Origin of the sequence: Amycolatopsis granulosa (assembly GCF_011758745.1) — a bacterium.
Classification (GTDB): domain Bacteria; phylum Actinomycetota; class Actinomycetes; order Mycobacteriales; family Pseudonocardiaceae; genus Amycolatopsis_E; species Amycolatopsis_E granulosa.
The window spans coordinates 5,196,282-5,213,205 of the sequence record NZ_JAANOV010000001.1; the positions used below are offsets into that span (position 1 = coordinate 5,196,282).

The window sequence follows — 16,924 nt, forward strand, 5'->3', positions numbered from 1 at the left end:
TGGATGCTACCGGGCGAGCACCGCCGGGCGGAGGACCTCCTCGCACCACTGCCGGAAGGTCGTCGGCGTGGACGCTTCCGGCGTGCGTGGCTGCGCGTTGTCGAGCCCGGCGGCCTTCGCTGCCATCATGTCGACCATCCCGCGCGTCATCGCTGCCGACCAGCCCTGCCGCCGCAGGTCGGCAGTCAGCTCCTCGGCGGAGACCTCCTGGAAGCGGACGGGACGGCCCAGAACTTCGGACATGATCGCGGCCAGGTCGTTGTGGGACAGGTCTTCCGGGCCGAGCACCGGGACCTCGCCCCGGCCGCTCCAGGTGTCGTCGAGCAGCAGCCGGGCGGCGGTGGCCGCGATGTCCTGGGTCGCGCAGATCGGCCGCTTGTGGTCCGGCTCGGCCATCGCGAAGAACACGCCGTCCTCGGCGATCGACCGGATCTGCCAGAGCAGGTTGTCCATGAACGTCGGCATGGTCAGCGCCCGGTAGGCGACGCCGGTGCTCGCGATCAGATCGTCCATCGCGAGCGAGGCCGTCACCAGGCCGGCCTCGCCGGGCACCCCGCGGCCGAGGGCCGAGACGCCGACGACCCGGGAGACGCCCTGGCCGGCCAGCGCCGCGCAGGCCGGGCGGGTGAAGTCCAGGTAGGCGGTGTGCAGGTCGGTGGCCGCCGGGTTGGGCGGAACGAGCCAGAAGACCGCGCCGGCGCCGGCGAACGCCTTCTCCACGACGTCCGGGTCGCCGTGCGAGCCGATGACGACCTCGGCCCGGTCGCGGACCCGGGGACTCAGGCGGGACGCGTCGCGCACGATGACGCGGACCGGTGCGCCGGCGTCGAGCAGGGTGTCGGCCAGGTGCCGGCCGATGCGGCCGGTGGGTGCGGTGATCACGATCATGGCTCCACTGTCCGCCCGCGCGGCGGCGACCGTCCAATACCTCTTGAGCAAGATTGATACCCTGACGGTATGGATCTGGACCTGCGCAAACTGCGGTACTTCGCCGCGGTCGCCGAGCACGGGCACTTCGGCCGGGCCGCGGAACGGCTGCACATCGCGCAGCCCGTGCTGAGCCGCCAGATCCGCGCCCTGGAACGGGAACTGGGCTGCGAGCTGCTGGAGCGCACCACCCGGTCGGTGCGGCTGACCCCGGCGGGCGAGCAGCTCTACGCGGACGCGCCCGGAGTGCTGGCCACCGCGGTCGCCGCGACCCGCCGGGCCTACGGCGCGGCGCGCGGCTCCCGCCGCCTGGTGGTCGGGTTCGCGCCCGGACTGACCGTGTCGCCCGCGGTCCGGGCCTTCACCCAGGAGCACCCGCAGGTGGAGGTCGAGCTGCTGCACCTGCAGTGGTTCGAACAGGCCGAGGCGCTGCGCGACGGCCGCGCCGACGTCGGCTACCTGCGGCGCCCGTTCGACCCGGCCGGGCTGCGCACACTCCGGGTGGGCAGCGAGCCGAAGGTGGTGTGCCTGCCCGCCGCGCATCCCCTCGCAGCGCGGCGCCGCGTGCGCTACGCCGACCTCGACGGCATTCCGGTCATCGAGGCGACCGACCGCCGGGTCACCACCATCGAGGAGAAGCTGGAGCTGGTCGCCGCCGGGCGCGGTTGTGCGATGGTGCCGCGCAGCGTCGCGCGCTACTACTCGCGCCCGGACATCGTGCACCGGACCATCGGCGACGCCGGGGAGTACGAGATCTGCCTCGCCGTCGCGGAGGAGAACCGGCGTCCGCACCTGGCCGACTTCGTGGCGGTGGCTGCCCGCACGCTGCCCGGACGACGGCGCTGAGTCCCGTTGAGGTAACTCTCAGGAAACTGTGGCACCGTGGTGCCGTGCGAGTACTGGTAGTCGAGGACGAGGCGCCGCTGGCGGACGCGATCGCGCGCGGGCTGCGCCGGGAAGGCATGGCGGTCGACGTCGCCCTCACCGGCGACGAGGGACACGAGAAGGCCAGCATCACGCGGTACGACGTGGTGCTGCTGGACCGGGACCTGCCGGGGATGTCCGGCGACGACCTGTGCCAGGAAATCGTGGCTTCCGACGAGCTGACGCGCGTCCTCATGCTGACCGCCAGCGGCACGGTCTCCGACCGCGTCGAGGGACTGTCCCTGGGCGCGGACGACTACCTGGCCAAGCCCTTCGCCTTCCCCGAGCTGGTCGCCCGCGTGCGCGCGCTGGGCCGCCGGGCCACCCCGGCCGCCCCGCCGCTGCTGACCGTCGGTGACGTCGAGCTCGACCCGGCCAAGCGCACCGTGCGCCGCGCGAGCGGGCCGATCGACCTGACCCGCAAGGAGTTCGGCGTCCTCGAGGTGCTGATGGCGGCGAAGGGCGCGGTGGTCAGCAGCGAGGAGCTGCTGGAGCGCGTGTGGGACGAGAACGCCGACCCGTTCACCACGACCGTCCGGGTCACGGTGATGACCCTGCGCAAGAAGCTGGGCGAACCTGGGATCATCGAGACCGTGGTGGGATCCGGGTACCGGGTACGCGACACCGGCCCCGTGAAGGGGTGAGTTCGCGCTCGGCGCGCACGCCGGTCCGCAGCCTGCGTGCGCGCATCACGCTGCTCGCGACCGGGCTCGCGGCCGGGGTCAGCCTCGTGCTGCTGTGGCTGGCGTGGACGCTGGTGGGTGACGCCGTGTCCGCGGTGCCGCAGATGCCGCCGGGCACGATCGTGCGCGTCGACGGGGTGGACGTGGACGCCGCCGCGCTGGCCGCGCACCTGCGCGACCACGCGCGCGACAAGATGCTGCTCGCCGGGAGCATCGCGTTCTGCTGCGTGGTGCTGGCGACCGCCGTCCTGGCCTGGACGTTCACCTCGCGGGTGCTGCGGCCGTTGCGGGACATCACCGGCACCGCGCGGCGGCTGTCGGTCGAGTCGCTGGGCGAGCGCATCGGCGAGGTGGGCGCGCGCGGCGAGCTGGCCGAGCTCGCGCAGACCTTCGACGCGATGCTCGACCGGTTGCAGGCGGCGTTCGAGGCGCAGCGGCACTTCGTCGCCAACGCCAGCCACGAGCTGCGCACGCCGCTGTCGGTGATCCGCACCGAGCTGGACGTCACCCTTGCCGACGAGCAGGCCGACAACGACGAGCTGCGCCGCATGGCCGGCGTGGTGCGGGACGCGACCGAGCGGGCCAGCCAGCTGGTCGGGTCGCTGCTGCTGCTCGCCCGCACCGACGGCGCGGGACTGGTGGTCAGCGAGCCGGTCGACCTGGCGGTGCTGGTGGACAGCGCGTGGCGGGCGGTGGTGGGCGAGGCCGACCAGCGCGGCCTGAAGACCACCTTCACCACCGAGCCGGCCTGGACGACGGGTGATCCGGCGCTGCTGGAGCGCATCGCGGGCAACCTGCTGGAGAACGCGGTGCGGCACAACGTCGACGGCGGCTGGATCGAGGTCACCACCCAGTCCGGCGGGCGGTGGTCGACGCTGCGGGTGCGCTCCTCCGGCGGCCTGGTGGACCCGGCCGCGGTGGGGGAGTTGTTCGAGCCGTTCCGCCGGGCCGGGGTGGCGCGCACCGCCCGGCACGGGGCCGGGCTCGGGTTGTCGATCGTGCGTGCGGCGGTCGAGGCGCACGACGGGCAGGTGAACGCGGAACCGGTGGTCGGCGGGGGGCTGTCGGTCACCGTGCGGCTGCCCGCGGCGCGCTGAGTTACCGTGCTGCCATGGTGCCTTCGATCCGGTTGAACAACGACGTCGAGCTGCCCGCGCTCGGGTTCGGGGTCTACAAGCTGGCCGACGGCGACGTCGGGGCCGCGATGCGGGTGGCGATCGAGGCCGGGTACCGCAGCTTCGACACGGCGACGCTGTACGGCAACGAGCGCGGCGTCGGCGCTGCGCTGCGCGCGTCGGGCCTGCCGCGGGAGGAACTGTTCGTCACCACCAAGCTGTGGAACACCGAGCACGGCTACGACTCGGCGCTGCGCGCGTTCGACGGCAGCCGGAAGCTGCTCGGGCTCGACTACGTGGACCTCTACCTGATCCACTGGCCGGTGCCGCGGCAGGACAGGTACGTGGAGACCTGGCGCGCGCTGGAGAAGATCCTCGCCGACGGCGGCGCACGGGCGATCGGGGTGTCGAACTTCCAGGTCCCGCACCTGGAACGGCTGATCGCCGAGACCGAGGTGGTGCCCGCGGTGAACCAGATCGAGCTGCACCCCGGCCTGCAGCAGCCGGCGCTGCGCGCCTTCCACGCCGAGCACGGCATCGTGACCGAGGCGTGGAGCCCGCTGGCCCGCGGCCGTCAGCTGGACAGCGAGGTGGTCACCACGGTCGCCCGCAAGCACGGCAAGACCCCGGCGCAGGTGGTATTGCGCTGGCACATCGAGATGGGCCACATGGTCATCCCCAAGTCGGCCACGCCCAGCCGCATCCGGGAAAACATCGACATCTTCGACTTCGAGCTGGACGCACAGGACATCGCCGGGTTCGCGACGCTGCAGAGCGGCGACCGCCACGGCCCGCATCCGGAGGCATGACAGTTCGTGTCGCGAACTTTCGGTGATACCCTGGCGAAATGGGTGCTGGGCCGGAGGGCGATCGAATGGGAATCGTGGCCGCGCTGGTGCGGTCGGCGTTCCTGGTCAACGCGGTGTATTCGGAATCGGCCCGGGAGTACGGTCTGACCGTGCCGCAGGGGCAGCTGTTGTGCGTGCTGATGGCCCGGCCCTACGGCATGACGGAGCTCGGCGCGGTCCTGGGGCTGGCGAAGTCGAGCCTGACCGGGCTGGTGGATCGCACCGAGCGCAACGGCCTGGTGCGGCGCGAGCCGGATCCGCGGGACAGCCGCGCGGTGCGGGTCGCGCTCACCGGTGAGGGCAGCAGGCTCGCCGGGGAGTTCTACGCCGAGACCTGCCGCCGCATCGCGGGACTGCCCGCCGGGCTCGGCGCCGCGGAGCGCGACCAGCTTGCGGGCCTGCTCGGCCGCGTGGTGGTGGACAACGCGGTGCCCCCGGTCTTCCTGGAATCCGGCGACTGACCTTGCGGTTCGTACTACGAACCATTATTGTTCGTAGTACGAACTCCAAGGAGGCGAACGTGTTGCGGCACGATGTGGTTTTCGGATTCGGCGCCCACGCCACCGTGTACGAGGCGGCGCACCTGCGGCGCATGGTCGAGCGCGCGGATTCCGACGGGCTCGACCTGTTCTCGCTGTCCGACCACCCGTACCTCGGCAGCCGGCTGGACGCCTACGCGACGATCGGTTTCCTGCTGGGGCGCACGGAACGGATCGCCGGGCTCGCCAACGTCACCAACCTGCCGCTGCGGCCGCCGCCGATGCTGGCGCGCACCGTGACCTCGCTGGCCGCGCTGTCCGCGGACCGGATCGTGCTCGGCATGGGTGCGGGCGGGCTGCCGGACCGGATCGCGGACATGGGCGGGCCGCGGTTGTCCCCGGCGGAGTCGGTGGAGGCGTTCGAGGAAGCGATCGTGCTGGTCAAGTCGCTCGCGGGCGGCGGGCAGCCGGTCACCCACGGGGGCCGGCACTACCGGGTGCACCGGATCGAGCCCGCACCGGTGGCGGCGCCGCCGGTGTGGACCGGGTCGGTCGGGCCGAAGTCCCTGGCGGCGACCGGCCGCGTCGCGGACGGCTGGATCCCGGGCCGCGCGGCGGACTGGCTCAGCGAGCGGTACCGGAGGTCCCGCCCGGTGATCGACGAGGCAGCCGCCGCGGTGGGCCGGGACCCGCGGGAGATCCGGACGGTGCTCAACTTCCCCGGGGCGATCACCGACCGGCCCCTCGCCGCGACACGGGACGAGGAGGGCCGGTGGGCCGGCGGCAGCGTCGGCCAGTGGATCGAGGAACTGACCGGCGCCGTGGTCGAGCACGGCGTGTCAGGCTTCATCCTGTTCTCGCCCGGTCACGGTGCTCACGACGACGTGTCCCTCGGCCGCTGGGCCCGGGAGATCGTCCCGGCCGTCCGTGAGGCGGTCGCCAAGGAGCTCGGCTAGCGCCGGAGGGCTGCGGCGAGGAACTCGGCCAGCACCTCGGGCGCCTGGGCGTGCGCGAGGTGGCCCTGCCCGGGCAGGACCGTCCGCCGCGCCTGTGGCAACGCCCGCTCGAACCGTCCGAACGCCGTGCCGTAGGGCTCCACGCCCTCGTTGACCTCACCCAGCAGCAGCGTGACCGGGATGTCGAGGTCGCGGTACCGGTCGAACGCCGGGGTGTGGTCGTTGATCGCCGCCAGTTCCGTCGCGAGCGGGTGCGCGAGCGGCCGCAGCACCGGCCACACCGGGCTCTCCCGCAACGCGGCCACGTACTCGGCGGAGAACCCCGACACCACACGGTTCACGATCTCCACCGCGCGGTCGAGGTCGCCCTCGGCGGCGCGCAACGGTTTCAGCGCGTCCGTCCCGAACGGCCCGGACACCGGTTCGTAGGCGACGACCGAGCGCAGGTCCTGCCGTTCGGTCGCGGCGTCCAGCGCGATCAGCGCGCCGTAGCTCCAGCCGAACAGGTCCACCGCACCGCCCAGCGCGTCGAGGACGTGGTGCAGGTCGTCGATCTCGGTGCGCACCGAGTACCCGTCCCCGAGCGGTCCGCTGGGCGCCCGGCCCCGCCGGTTGATCACGATCACCGGGTTCGGCAGGGGCAGGGCCTCGACGACCGGCCGCCAGGACGTGGCATCGGCCATCACACCGGGCAGGACCACGAGCGGTGGCCCGTCCCCGCCGCGCTTCTCGGCGATCAGCACCCTCCCGGCGCGATCGAACCGCAGGATCGACATGGGTTTTCCTTCACAGCACGATATCCAGCAGGGGAACCAGGACGGCGGTGCACACCGTCATGGCGACCGTGTTGCCCGCGCACGGGTGCACCCCGAACGGCATGCGGCGGGACGCGAACGCGGCCAGCGGGGGAGCGGCCAGCGCGCCGAGCACCGCGCCGGTGAGCACGGCCGGCCACGTCGGGCCGTAGGTGAGCACCACCGCGGGTGCCACGGACACGATCGGCACGAACGTCGGGTACCAGCCGTGCCGCTCCCACTGCCGCCGGTGGACCAGCACGCCGAGCGTGGCGGTGAGGACCTGCGCGGTCAGCATCGCCGGCAGCAGGCCGCTGCCGTACACCGGGGTGAGCGGGTCGAGCAGGTAGGTCAGCACCGTTCCGGCGAGCAGCCCGAGCGAGGCGAGTTCGTTGCCGTGGAACGGGGCCTCGGTGAAGTCGGCGAGCACGCGCCGCACCACCCAGGCCGGTCCCTGCCGGGGCGCGGCCTCCGGCACGGCCGCGGCCGGCGCGGTGACGGGTGGCGGCAGCCAGGGCAGGCGGCGGCTGAGGGGGAACACCAGCAGCGCGCTGACCCACATCGCGGTGACGCTGCCCAGCACCGGGGGCTGGCCGAGGGGCAGGCACACGAAGTTCACCAGCGCCAGCGCCACCGGCGTGGTGGTCGCCGCACCGAGGACGGCGCCGGTGACCGCGACCCGCCAGCCCGCGCCGTAGGTCAGCACCACCATCGGCGGGATCGACACGAACGGCACGAACGTCGGCTGCCAGGCACCGGTCGCGGTGATCGTCCACCCCCACGCGAGGCTGGACAGCACCAGGCCGAGCAGGGCCGCGGCGGTGACCCACGGCCACAAGCCGGTGCCCGCGGCGATCGGGAACCCGGCCCAGCGGCGGCGCCGTTTGCCCGCGACGTGCGCGACCCAGCCGCCGGCGAGCAGCCCGACCCCGCCGAGCGCGGTCTTGTAGAACTGGGCCTCGGTGGTGTCGCCCAGCACCCAGCGCAGGAACTGCGGCACCCGGTGGTACGCCTGCGCCTGCCACTCGTCGTAGCCGCCCAGGACGTGCGGCAGCGATCCGGACACGCGCGCCAGCAGCAGCGCCAGGCCCGTGGTGACCGCGACCAGCGCGGTCCCGGTCAGCCACCGGCCGAGCGCACCGGCGGGCCTCGTCGCCCGCCGTGTCGTGGTCAGCATCGGGGTCACCGCGGGTGGACCTGGCCGCCGCGGTAGCCGAGCAGGGAGTCGTAGAGATCGGTCCGGCGGTCGCGCCAGAGGTCGTTGAGCTCGTTCCAGATCGGCGCGGAGCGGCTCGCCATCAGGTCGAGCTCGGCGGAGATGATCGTCTCGCCTTCGGCGGCGGCGACCTCGCTCGCCGGCCAGCCGTTGGTCCCGGTGATCAGGGAACAGCCCAGGAACTTCGCGCCGCGCTCCTCGCCGACCCGGTTGGCGGCGACGATCGGCACCCCGTTGACGTGTGAGGCGGTCATGGTGAGGTAGGCGGCCATGCAGCGGCCGGCGTCGTCGAACAGCGGCGGCGGCGTCCAGACCCAGTTGTTCACGCTGCAGATGACGTCCGCACCCTGCACCGCGAGCAGCCGCGCCACCTCCGGGAACCAGATGTCCCAGCAGATCAGCAGGCCGATCCGGCCGATGTGGGTGTCGAACACCGGGAACCCGAGATCGCCGGGTGCGAACACCAGCTTTTCCCGGTTCCACAGGTGGTTCTTGCGGTAGTGGCCGATCAGCCCGTCCGGTCCGATGAGGACGGCCGTGTCGAACAGCCGCACCCCGTCCACCTCGGTGATCCCGCCGACGACGTGCAGGCCGCGGTCACGGGCCAGCTCGGTCCACGCCTGGACGGTCGGCCCGGTCAGCTCCTCGGCGTGCGCGTACGCCTCCTCGCGGGTGGTGAACGAGTAGCCGGTGTTGACCAGCTCCGGCAGCACGACCAGGTTCGCGCCGCGGTCGGCGGCCGCGCCGATCAGCTCGAGCGTGCGGGCCAGGTTCTTGTCCTTGTTCTCCAGGCCGACCTGGGGGTCGCATTGCACGGCAGCGGCGATGATGGTGCTCGTCGACATGGCACTTCCGTTCAGAGTCGTTCGGCGATGGTCAGGAGGCGGTGCTCGGAGCCGGGCGGGCCGACGAGCTGCAGACCGACGGGCAGCTCACCGGCCAGGCCGGCGGGTACGGACAGGGCAGGCAGCCCGAGGACGCTCCACGGGCTGGTCAGGGACAGCAACGCGGCTCGCACGTCGCCGACGGCCGAGGTGCGCGCGTCCACCGGCGGGGCGGGCAGCGGAACCGTCGGCAGGGCGAGGAAACCGTGGCGCCGGAGCAGGCCGAGCACGTGGGCGCGCACCTGGTCACGCAGTTCGCGGGCGCGGACGTACTCCCAGCCGCGGATCTCGCTGCCGGCGCGCAGACGTTCGCGGACCTCCTCGCCGAAGAGCCCGGGTGCGGCCGCGAAGCGTTCCGCGTGCACGGCGAACGCTTCGCTGCCCTGCAGAACCGGGTACGCCTCGCGCAGTTCCGCCACCTCCGGCACGGTGACTTCGGTGACTTCGGTGACTTCAGCGAGGTCACCCAGGGCGGCGCGGACCACCGCGGTGACTTCCGGGAGTGTGGGGTGGATCGGCTCCGGCGCCACCCAGGCCAGCGGAGCGGTACCCGGGACGGGCCGGGTCCCGCTCAGCACCGTCCACAGCAGACGGCAGTCCGCGGCGGTGCGGGCCATCGGGCCGACGGTGTCCAGCGACGGGGCCAGCGGGAGGACGCCGTGCAGGCTCAGCGCGCCGTGGGTGGGCTTGAGCCCGACGACGCCGCAGAGGGCGGCGGGGACCCGCACCGAACCGCCGGTGTCGGTGCCGAGGGCGAGCGGCACCATGCCGGCCGCGACCGCGGCGGCCGACCCGCTGCTGGATCCGCCGGCCATGTGGCCGGGCAGGTGCGGGTTGCGGGTGGGGCCACCGGCCGCGCGGTCGCCGGTCGGGCCCAGGGCGATCTCGTGCGTGGCGGTCTTGCCCAGCACGATCGCCCCGGCGGCGCGCAGCCGCCGGACGCAGTCGGCGTCCTCGCCGGCGACCGCACCGGTGAAGTGGCGGGATCCGGCGGTGGTCGGCAGGCCGCGCACGTCGATCAGGTCCTTGACGGCGATCGGGATGCCGTGCAGCGGCCCGCGGTCCACTCCGTCCGCCAGCTCGCGATCCGCCTGCTCGGCGGCGCGCCGCGCGCCGGCGTCGTCGACCGTGACGAACGCGTTGACGACCGGGTCCCACCGCTCGATCTCGGCGAGCGCGGCGGCGACCAGGTCACGCGCGGTGAGCCGCCCGGCGCGCAGGTCCGCGGCCAGTCCGGCGACGGAGCGGTGTGCGAACCAGCCCGCGCCCGGGGGTGGGGCCGTCCTGGTCGGCAGGGATGACGACACGCGGGATCCTTCCGTGACACAAACGATTGGGTGCGAGTTGTTCTGCGACCCAAACGTTTGGGGAAATCGTTTGGGTAGTATCACTGGATCCGGAAGCCGACGTCAAGGGGCGGCACCGGCGAAAGGTGGGAAGTGGGCCGAGAGGTGCGGAAGCGGCCGGCGACGCTGCGGACCATCGCGCGCAGCGCCGGGGTCGACGTGTCGACCGTGTCCCGGGTACTCAACGGGTCGCCGGAGGACGCGGCGCGCGCCGCGTCCCGGGAGACGGCCGAGGCGATCCGGGAGTGGGCGGCCCGGCTGGACTACCGGCCCAACCCGCACGCGACGAGCCTGCGCACCCAGCGCAGCAACCTGGTGGGCGTCCTGGTGCCGCGGTTGTCCGACGTCGTCCTCGCCACCATCTACGAGGGCATCGAGGACGCCGCCGCGGGGCACGGGCTGGCGACGTTCGTGATGAACAGCCACGACCGGCCGGCCGAGCAACGCGCGCGGACCGAGCTGGCGCTGTCGCGCCGGGTGGACGGGCTCGTCCTGGGCGACGCCCACCACGACGGCGTCCTCACCGGCGAACTGGCCGAGCGCGCTGTCCCGTTCGTCCTGGTCAGCCGCCATGCCGGCGAGCACCCCGCGGTCACCTGCGACGACTACCGCGGCGGGCGGCTGGTGGCCGAGCACTTCCTCGCGCTGGGCCACCGGCGCGCCGCGGTGATCGCCGGGGAGCCGTTCGCGAGCACCGGCATCGACCGGACGGCCGGGTTCGCCGACCGCTACCGCGAGGAAGGGCTCGACGTGACGTCCGTCCACTCCGGATTCGACACCGCGAGCGGGCACCGGGCGGCCGAGCGGCTCCTCGCCGCGGATCCCCGGCCGACCGCCCTCTTCGCCGTCAACGACTTCGCCGCCATCGGTGCCCTCGGCGCCGTGCGCGACGCCGGTCTGCGGCCCGGCGCGGACGTCGCGGTCGCCGGGTTCAACGACATCCCACTCGCCGCCGAACTGCCGGTGCCGCTGACCTCTGTGCGCTCCCCGATGCACGAGATGGGGCGGCGTGCGCTGGAACTGCTCGTCACGGTCCTCAACGGAGGGCACGCGCAGTCGCAACGCCTGGAGCCGGAACTGCGGGTGCGGGCGTCCACCGCGGCGTTCCGGCCGCCGAACGGCGGAAGCTGAACGGCCCTCCCGCGCGGAAGGACGCGCGAGAGGGCCTCCGGGCTGGGCCGCTACGCGGGCACGGACGCCACGCCCGGCGCCAGGAACGGCTTTCCGGTCACCTTCGCCGACACACCCGTCCGGTCCAGGTACGGCGTGATGCCGCCGAGCCAGAACGGCCAGCCGGCGCCCAGGATCAGGCAGAGGTCGATGTCCTGCGGCTCCGCGACCACGCCCTCGTCGAGCATGATCCGGATCTCCCCGGCGATCGCGGACAGCGCCCGCTCCCGCAGCTCCTCCGCCGTCGAGGGCTTGTCGCCCTGCTGCCACAGCGCGGCGACCTCCGGGTCGACCGTCTGGTTGCCCTGGTCGTCCCACTGCCACACCGCGGTCTTGCCGGACGCGACGAACTTCTTCAGGTTCTCGCTCACACCGAAGCGGTCCGGGAACGCCGCGTGCAGCGTCTCGCCCACGTGCAGCGCGATCGCCGGGCCCACCAGCTGCATCAGCGTCAGCGGCGACATCGGCAGGCCCAGCGGCTCCAGCGCACGGTCGGCCACCTCGAACGGCGTGCCCTCGTCGACGGCGGTCAGCACCTCGCCGAGGAAGCGCAGCAGCAGCCGGTTCACCACGAACGCCGAGGCGTCGGAGACCAGCACACTGGACTTCTTGAGCTGCTTGCCCACCGCGAACGCGGTCGCCAGCGCCGCGTCGTCGGTCTTCGCGCCGCGCACGATCTCCAGCAGCGGCAGCACGGCCACCGGGTTGAAGAAGTGGAACCCGACGACCCGCTCCGGGTGCCGCAGCTTCGACGCCATCTCCGACACCGACAGCGACGAGGTGTTGGTTGCCAGGATCGCCTCGGGCCGGACGTAGTTCTCCAGGTCGCCGAAGACCTGCTGCTTGACGCCCATCTCCTCGAACACGGCCTCGATCACGAAGTCGGCGTCGGCGAAGGCGGCCTTGTCCAGCGAGCCGCTCACCAGTGCCTTGAGCCGGTTGGCCTCGTCCGGCGAGATCCGCTTCCTGCCGAGCAGCTTGTCGATCTCGCCGTGCACAGAGGACACACCCTTGTCGATGCGTGCCTGGTCCACGTCGGTCAGCACGACCGGGACCTTAAGCCGCCGCACGAACAGCAGCGCGAGCTGGCTGGCCATCAGGCCGGCGCCCACCACGCCGACCTTGGTCACCTTGCGGGCCAGCGACTTGTCCGGTGCGCCGGCCGGCCGCTTGGCCCGCTTGTTGACCAGGTTGAACGAGTACAGCCCGGCGCGCAGCGTGTCGTCCAGCAGCAACTGGGCCAGTGCCTGGGTCTCGGCCGCGTAGCCGGCGTCCAGGTCGTTGGCACGCGCCAGTTCCAGCAGCTCGACGGCCTTGGTGGCACCGGGCGACGCGCCCTTGGTCCGACCGTCCACAATGGCCTTGGCCCGGGCGATCGCGGCGTCCCAGCCGGCACCGCGGTCGATCTCCGCGCGCTGCGGGGTGACCTCGCCGCGGACCACTCGCGCCAGCCACCGCAGGGACTGCTCGAGGAAGTCCGCGCTGCCCAGCAGCTCGTCCACGATGCCCAGCTCGGCGGCCTGCTTCGGCTTGAGCATCTTGTTCTGGTTCAGCGCGTTCTCGATGATCACGGTGACCGCGGCGTCCGGCCCGATCAGGTTCGGCAGCAGCTGCGTGCCGCCCCAGCCCGGGAACAGTCCGAGGAACACCTCGGGGAAGGCGATCGCGGCCGCCGACTCCGACAGCGTGCGGTAGTGGCAGGACAAGGCCAGTTCGAGACCACCGCCCATGACCGCGCCGTTGACGAAGGCGAAGGTCGGGATCGCCGAGTCGGTCAGGCGGCGGAACACCGCGTGACCGGTCTCGGCGATCTCGTGCGCCAGTGCCGGGTCCGAGACCGCCTCGATGCCGGAGAGGTCCGCGCCGACGGCGAAGATGAACGGCTTGCCGGTGACCGCGACGGCCGCCGGCTCCGCGGCGAACGCCTCGTCCAGCGCGGCGTTCAGGCTCACCAGGCCCTGCGGGCCGAAGGTGGACGGGCGGGTGTGGTCGTGCCCGTTGTCCAGCGTGATCAGGGCGACCTGCTTGTCCAGGCCGGGTACCGCGATCAGGCGCGTGGTCGCCCGCGTGACGACCTCGTCCGGGAACGCGGCCTCGGCCTGCTCGACCGTGAACGTCACTTGTCACTCCCGTCGTAGGCAGGGTTCTCCCAGATCACGGTGCCGCCCATGCCGAGGCCGATGCACATCGTGGTGATGCCGTAGCGGACCTCGGGGTGCTCGGCGAACTGGCGGGACAGCTGCGTCATCAGCCGCACGCCGGAGGAGGCCAGCGGGTGGCCGCAGGCGATCGCGCCGCCCCACGGGTTGACCCGCGGGTCGGTCTGCTCGATGCCGAAGTGGTCGAGGAAGGCCAGCACCTGCACCGCGAACGCCTCGTTGATCTCGAACAGGCCGATGTCGCCGATCGTCAGGCCGGTGCGCGCGAGCAGCTTCTCGGTGGCCGGCACCGGCCCGACGCCCATCACCTCGGGGTCGACGCCAGCGAAGGCGTAGCCGACCATCCGCATCGCGACGGGCAGGCCCAGCTCGCGGGCGGTCTCCTCGTCGGCGAGCAGGGCACCGGTCGCCCCGTCGTTCAAGCCGGCCGCGTTGCCCGCGGTGACCCGGCCGTGCGGGCGGAACGGGGTCTTGAGACTCGCCAGGCTCTCCACCGTGGTGCCCGGCCGCGGCGGCTCGTCCTCGGTGGCCAGGCCCCAGCCCAGCTCCGAGCGGATCGCGACCGGCACCAGCTCGGGGCCGATCTTGCCGGCCTTGACCGCGTCCGCGTAGCGCTCCTGGCTCTGCGCGGCGTACTCGTCCGCGCGGCGCTTGGTGATCGCCGGGAAGCGGTCGTGCAGGTTCTCCGCGGTCTGGCCCATCACCAGCGCGGACGGGTCGACGAGCCGGTCGGCCACGATCCGCGGGTTCGGGTCGACGCCCTCGCCCATCGGGTGGCGGCCCATGTGCTCGACGCCGCCCGCGATGGCGATGTCGTAGGCGCCGAAGCCGATCCCGCCGGCGACGGTGGTGACGGCGGTCATCGCACCGGCGCACATGCGGTCGATCGCGTAGCCCGGCACGGACCGCGGCAGGCCCGCGAGCAGGGCGGCCGTGCGGCCGATCGTGAGACCCTGGTCGCCGGTCTGGGTCGTGGCGGCGATGGCGACGTCGTCCACCCGCTCCGGTGGCAGTTCCGGATGGCGGCGCAGCAGCTCGCGGATGACCTTGACCACGAGGTCGTCGGCCCTGGTGCCGGCGTAGATGCCCTTGTCACCCGCCTTGCCGAACGGGGTGCGGACCCCCTCGACGAAGGCCACGGTGCGCACCGCCCGCGCGGTCGGCGCAAGGGGGGTTGCGGCCACGATGTGCTCCCTCTGTCAGTTCCGGGCCGCCGGTTACCCGGCGGTAATACCGTCACTCTAGCCCCGGTTACCCGTCGGTAACCAGGGTGTGGCCTGGTGGAGTGGGTGAGACCACCTTTTCGAGCGGCGCGCTCGAACCCCCGAGAGCGGGGTGGGTGGTCACCGATCCGTTCGAGGTGACCTCCTCCGCCTCTGATTCCGGATGGTGGTGCAGCCGCCGAGCAGCGGCGTCAAGGCGTCCGAGCCGGTGGCGCAGCACGTCATGGGCCAGCGCCACGGCGACCAGGTCGGACGCATATCATGCCGCCGCCAGAATCCAAGGGGGCCACGCCGACCGTGGCGGTCGACGACGCGACCCTGCGCTTCGACGCCGGGGTGCACCCGCTGACCCAGCGCCGGCGCCTGGTCAACAGAGCAGCCAGCCGACCACCCGCTATCCGATCCGCATCTCCGTCGATCGCTACCCCGGCGACCCGCAACGCTCCAACCAGCTCTACAGCGAAAGTCCGCTCACCCGGGACGAGATCGACCTGCACGCCTGGCACGGCCAGCACCGCGCCAAGCCGAGGGACCGGACCATCCACCACGACCGTGACGCGTTCAAAGAGGTCTGGCTGCTCTTCGCCGGCGCGCACGGGCACTTCCCGCTGTATCCGGGCGAGCACTGCTGGATCGAGTACGAGTACACCGTGCGCGCCGAGCACTGGGGCTACTGGTTCCAGCGCGCCGTGCGGCTACCCACCCGGTGCCGTTCGCCTGACAGCAGTATCGACCAGAGGTCATCGACGGCTGCCTCGTCGGCGCCCGTCTCGCTCTCAACACGTGATCGGCCGGAAGATGCCGTGACCTCGGCTGCACCTTGGAATACGATTGCCCCCGGCCCACGGAGCGTGCAGATACTTCGGCATGAGCAGAACCGCTGAGGTCATCGTGCTGGCACGGTACGCGGACGAGGTGATGGAACCCCTGACGCGGCCGGACGACTCGCGTGACTGGCAAGGTCGTTTCGAGCGGCTCCACCCCTTTGTCGAAGGGTGGGTGATCGAGTTCTCCCGTGTACGTCCGCGATCCGGCCTGTTTCGACACCTGGAGTCCCTGGCGTGGCCGGAACCGGCGAGTGTGCAGGTACTCATCCATGACGAGGAGGACGACTGCTTCGGGCTATGGATGCTCCAACGCGGCGTACTGACCGAGGTGCCGCTTCCTGGCCATCGACGTCTGTACCCTCCGGCGCCGACTACTGAGGCGTATCCACCTGACCCGGGCCTGCTGTGGCGGACGGAATCGACGGTTCCGCCTGGCTTCTCCACCGAGCGCCAGGACCCACGCCCGGCCTGGTAGGGCCCACTCATCCACCCAGGTCTCCGATCATGCCCCGAAGGCAGCCGACATCACGGGTTCAAGTTCAAGTAGCACGGCAAAGCAGCCAAGGTTGCCCGGTCAGGCATCCGGCAGTCTTCTGATCCGCTCAATGATGTGCGTCGCGGTCTCGGCGCCGGACTGCCGGGCGAATACCTCCAGCCTGCCGCGCCGAGTTCGGACGAAGACGCCACTGCCGTGCCGATAAACGATGAGACCGGCCGTGCGCACTTGCGTAGCGCGTTCTGCACCGTTATCGGCGCCACCCCGAACATCTGTGGGCACCGAGGGACCATCAGGCAATCAGCACGCCCGCGGTTGGCGATTTTCGCGGATGGCGGCTTGGACTTCCGCGACGTTGCTGTCGCGGACGGCGGCTTGGGTGCGGCTCGCGGCGGCGCTCCAGCCGGGGTCCTCCATCTCGAACCCAGGCGGTGCGGGTGCCGCGGTACTGCTCCACGGGGATCGCTCGCTTCGGGGGCGTATGCGGCCGGTGTAGACGTGGCCGTGCAGGTGGTCGACCTCGTGGGGGTCCAGGCGGGCGCGCTCGAACAGGGTGATCATGGTGGTGCCGTCGAGGGTGGTGTGTTCGACCTGGATGACGTGCGAGCGGGGGACCTGGCCGCGGACGTCGAAGAACGACAGGCAGCCTTCGTACTGTTCGTCGGCTCGGCGATTTCTTTCCACGAGTAGGTGTGCGCGGCCCGGCGCCGTGCGGCGGCGGAAAGGTTGCCGTTGACCCCGCTGGTCGGCGACCAACGGCGGGCTGTGGATCGGGAGCGGGGGAGGTCTGGGCCGTGCTCAGTTCCGTTGCCCCGGATGGCGGTTGCGCGCCGCTTGACAGGCCCGGGAGCGGCCGGTCGCGTTGTGTTGCTGTGCG

At 72.3% G+C, this 16,924-nt stretch carries 16 protein-coding genes; 8 read left to right on the plus strand and 8 right to left on the minus strand.

The annotated features are described in order from the left end of the window. Window positions 1-6: 6 nt before the first annotated feature. Complete coding sequence (locus FHX45_RS25495) at window positions 7-888, minus strand: NmrA family NAD(P)-binding protein (RefSeq protein ID WP_167109445.1); 882 nt, start codon at window positions 886-888, stop codon at window positions 7-9. Window positions 889-957: 69 nt separating this feature from the next. Here FHX45_RS25495 and FHX45_RS25500 point away from each other — a divergent pair, with 69 nt between their 5' ends. The 6 genes from FHX45_RS25500 (at window position 958) to FHX45_RS25525 (ending at window position 5,932) form a co-directional block, all read left to right on the plus strand. Beyond that, a complete protein-coding gene (locus tag FHX45_RS25500) occupies window positions 958-1,773 on the plus strand; it encodes a LysR family transcriptional regulator (RefSeq protein WP_167106994.1) in 816 nt (271 codons plus the stop codon). Window positions 1,774-1,817: 44 nt separating this feature from the next. Next, on the plus strand, window positions 1,818-2,495 hold the full coding sequence (locus FHX45_RS25505) for a response regulator (protein WP_167106998.1): 678 nt from the start codon (window positions 1,818-1,820) through the stop codon (window positions 2,493-2,495). Then, complete coding sequence (locus FHX45_RS25510; protein ID WP_167107000.1) at window positions 2,492-3,631, plus strand: ATP-binding protein; 1,140 nt, start codon at window positions 2,492-2,494, stop codon at window positions 3,629-3,631. The genes FHX45_RS25505 and FHX45_RS25510 overlap by 4 nt, the downstream gene beginning before the upstream one ends. A 14-nt stretch (window positions 3,632-3,645) precedes the next feature. Next, window positions 3,646-4,458 (plus strand): aldo/keto reductase, encoded by an 813-nt coding sequence (locus FHX45_RS25515; protein ID WP_167107003.1) that lies wholly within the window; start codon window positions 3,646-3,648, stop codon window positions 4,456-4,458. 65 nt (window positions 4,459-4,523) lie between these two features. Then, window positions 4,524-4,958 (plus strand): MarR family winged helix-turn-helix transcriptional regulator, encoded by a 435-nt coding sequence (locus FHX45_RS25520; RefSeq protein ID WP_167109447.1) that lies wholly within the window; start codon window positions 4,524-4,526, stop codon window positions 4,956-4,958. Between the two features lie 59 nt (window positions 4,959-5,017). Continuing rightward, a complete protein-coding gene (locus FHX45_RS25525) occupies window positions 5,018-5,932 on the plus strand; it encodes an LLM class flavin-dependent oxidoreductase (protein WP_167107006.1) in 915 nt (304 codons plus the stop codon). On the opposite strand, the gene FHX45_RS25530 is transcribed toward FHX45_RS25525, so the two are convergent. The 4 genes from FHX45_RS25530 to FHX45_RS25545 are packed head-to-tail and all read right to left on the minus strand — an operon-like array spanning window position 5,929 to window position 10,133. Beyond that, entirely contained in the window at window positions 5,929-6,708 is a 780-nt protein-coding gene (locus FHX45_RS25530) for an alpha/beta fold hydrolase (RefSeq protein ID WP_167107009.1), read from the minus strand. The genes FHX45_RS25525 and FHX45_RS25530 overlap by 4 nt on opposite strands. Before the next feature lie 10 nt (window positions 6,709-6,718). Further along, window positions 6,719-7,903, minus strand: coding sequence for a hypothetical protein (locus FHX45_RS25535; RefSeq protein ID WP_208406122.1), 1,185 nt, complete (start codon window positions 7,901-7,903; stop codon window positions 6,719-6,721). 5 nt (window positions 7,904-7,908) lie between these two features. Continuing rightward, window positions 7,909-8,787, minus strand: a complete 879-nt coding sequence (locus tag FHX45_RS25540; RefSeq protein WP_167107015.1) for a nitrilase family protein — start codon at window positions 8,785-8,787, stop codon at window positions 7,909-7,911. 11 nt (window positions 8,788-8,798) lie between these two features. Continuing rightward, window positions 8,799-10,133, minus strand: coding sequence for an amidase family protein (locus FHX45_RS25545; RefSeq protein ID WP_167107018.1), 1,335 nt, complete (start codon window positions 10,131-10,133; stop codon window positions 8,799-8,801). Between the two features lie 132 nt (window positions 10,134-10,265). On the opposite strand from FHX45_RS25545, the gene FHX45_RS25550 reads away from it, so the two are divergent. Further along, on the plus strand, window positions 10,266-11,303 hold the full coding sequence (locus FHX45_RS25550) for a substrate-binding domain-containing protein (RefSeq protein WP_167107021.1): 1,038 nt from the start codon (window positions 10,266-10,268) through the stop codon (window positions 11,301-11,303). Window positions 11,304-11,353: 50 nt separating this feature from the next. Here the strand turns inward: FHX45_RS25550 and FHX45_RS25555 are convergent, their stop codons facing one another. After that, complete coding sequence (locus FHX45_RS25555; protein WP_167107024.1) at window positions 11,354-13,462, minus strand: 3-hydroxyacyl-CoA dehydrogenase NAD-binding domain-containing protein; 2,109 nt, start codon at window positions 13,460-13,462, stop codon at window positions 11,354-11,356. Continuing rightward, window positions 13,459-14,649, minus strand: a complete 1,191-nt coding sequence (locus FHX45_RS25560; protein ID WP_167109449.1) for an acetyl-CoA C-acyltransferase — start codon at window positions 14,647-14,649, stop codon at window positions 13,459-13,461. Before FHX45_RS25560 ends, FHX45_RS25555 begins: the two co-directional genes overlap by 4 nt. Window positions 14,650-14,786: 137 nt before the next feature. On the opposite strand from FHX45_RS25560, the gene FHX45_RS27840 reads away from it, so the two are divergent. Beyond that, window positions 14,787-15,608 (plus strand): hypothetical protein, encoded by an 822-nt coding sequence (locus FHX45_RS27840; protein ID WP_208406123.1) that lies wholly within the window; start codon window positions 14,787-14,789, stop codon window positions 15,606-15,608. A 739-nt stretch (window positions 15,609-16,347) separates the two neighbouring features. On the opposite strand, the gene FHX45_RS25570 is transcribed toward FHX45_RS27840, so the two are convergent. Further along, window positions 16,348-16,803 (minus strand): peptide deformylase, encoded by a 456-nt coding sequence (locus tag FHX45_RS25570; protein ID WP_208406124.1) that lies wholly within the window; start codon window positions 16,801-16,803, stop codon window positions 16,348-16,350. Window positions 16,804-16,924: the final 121 nt, after the last annotated feature.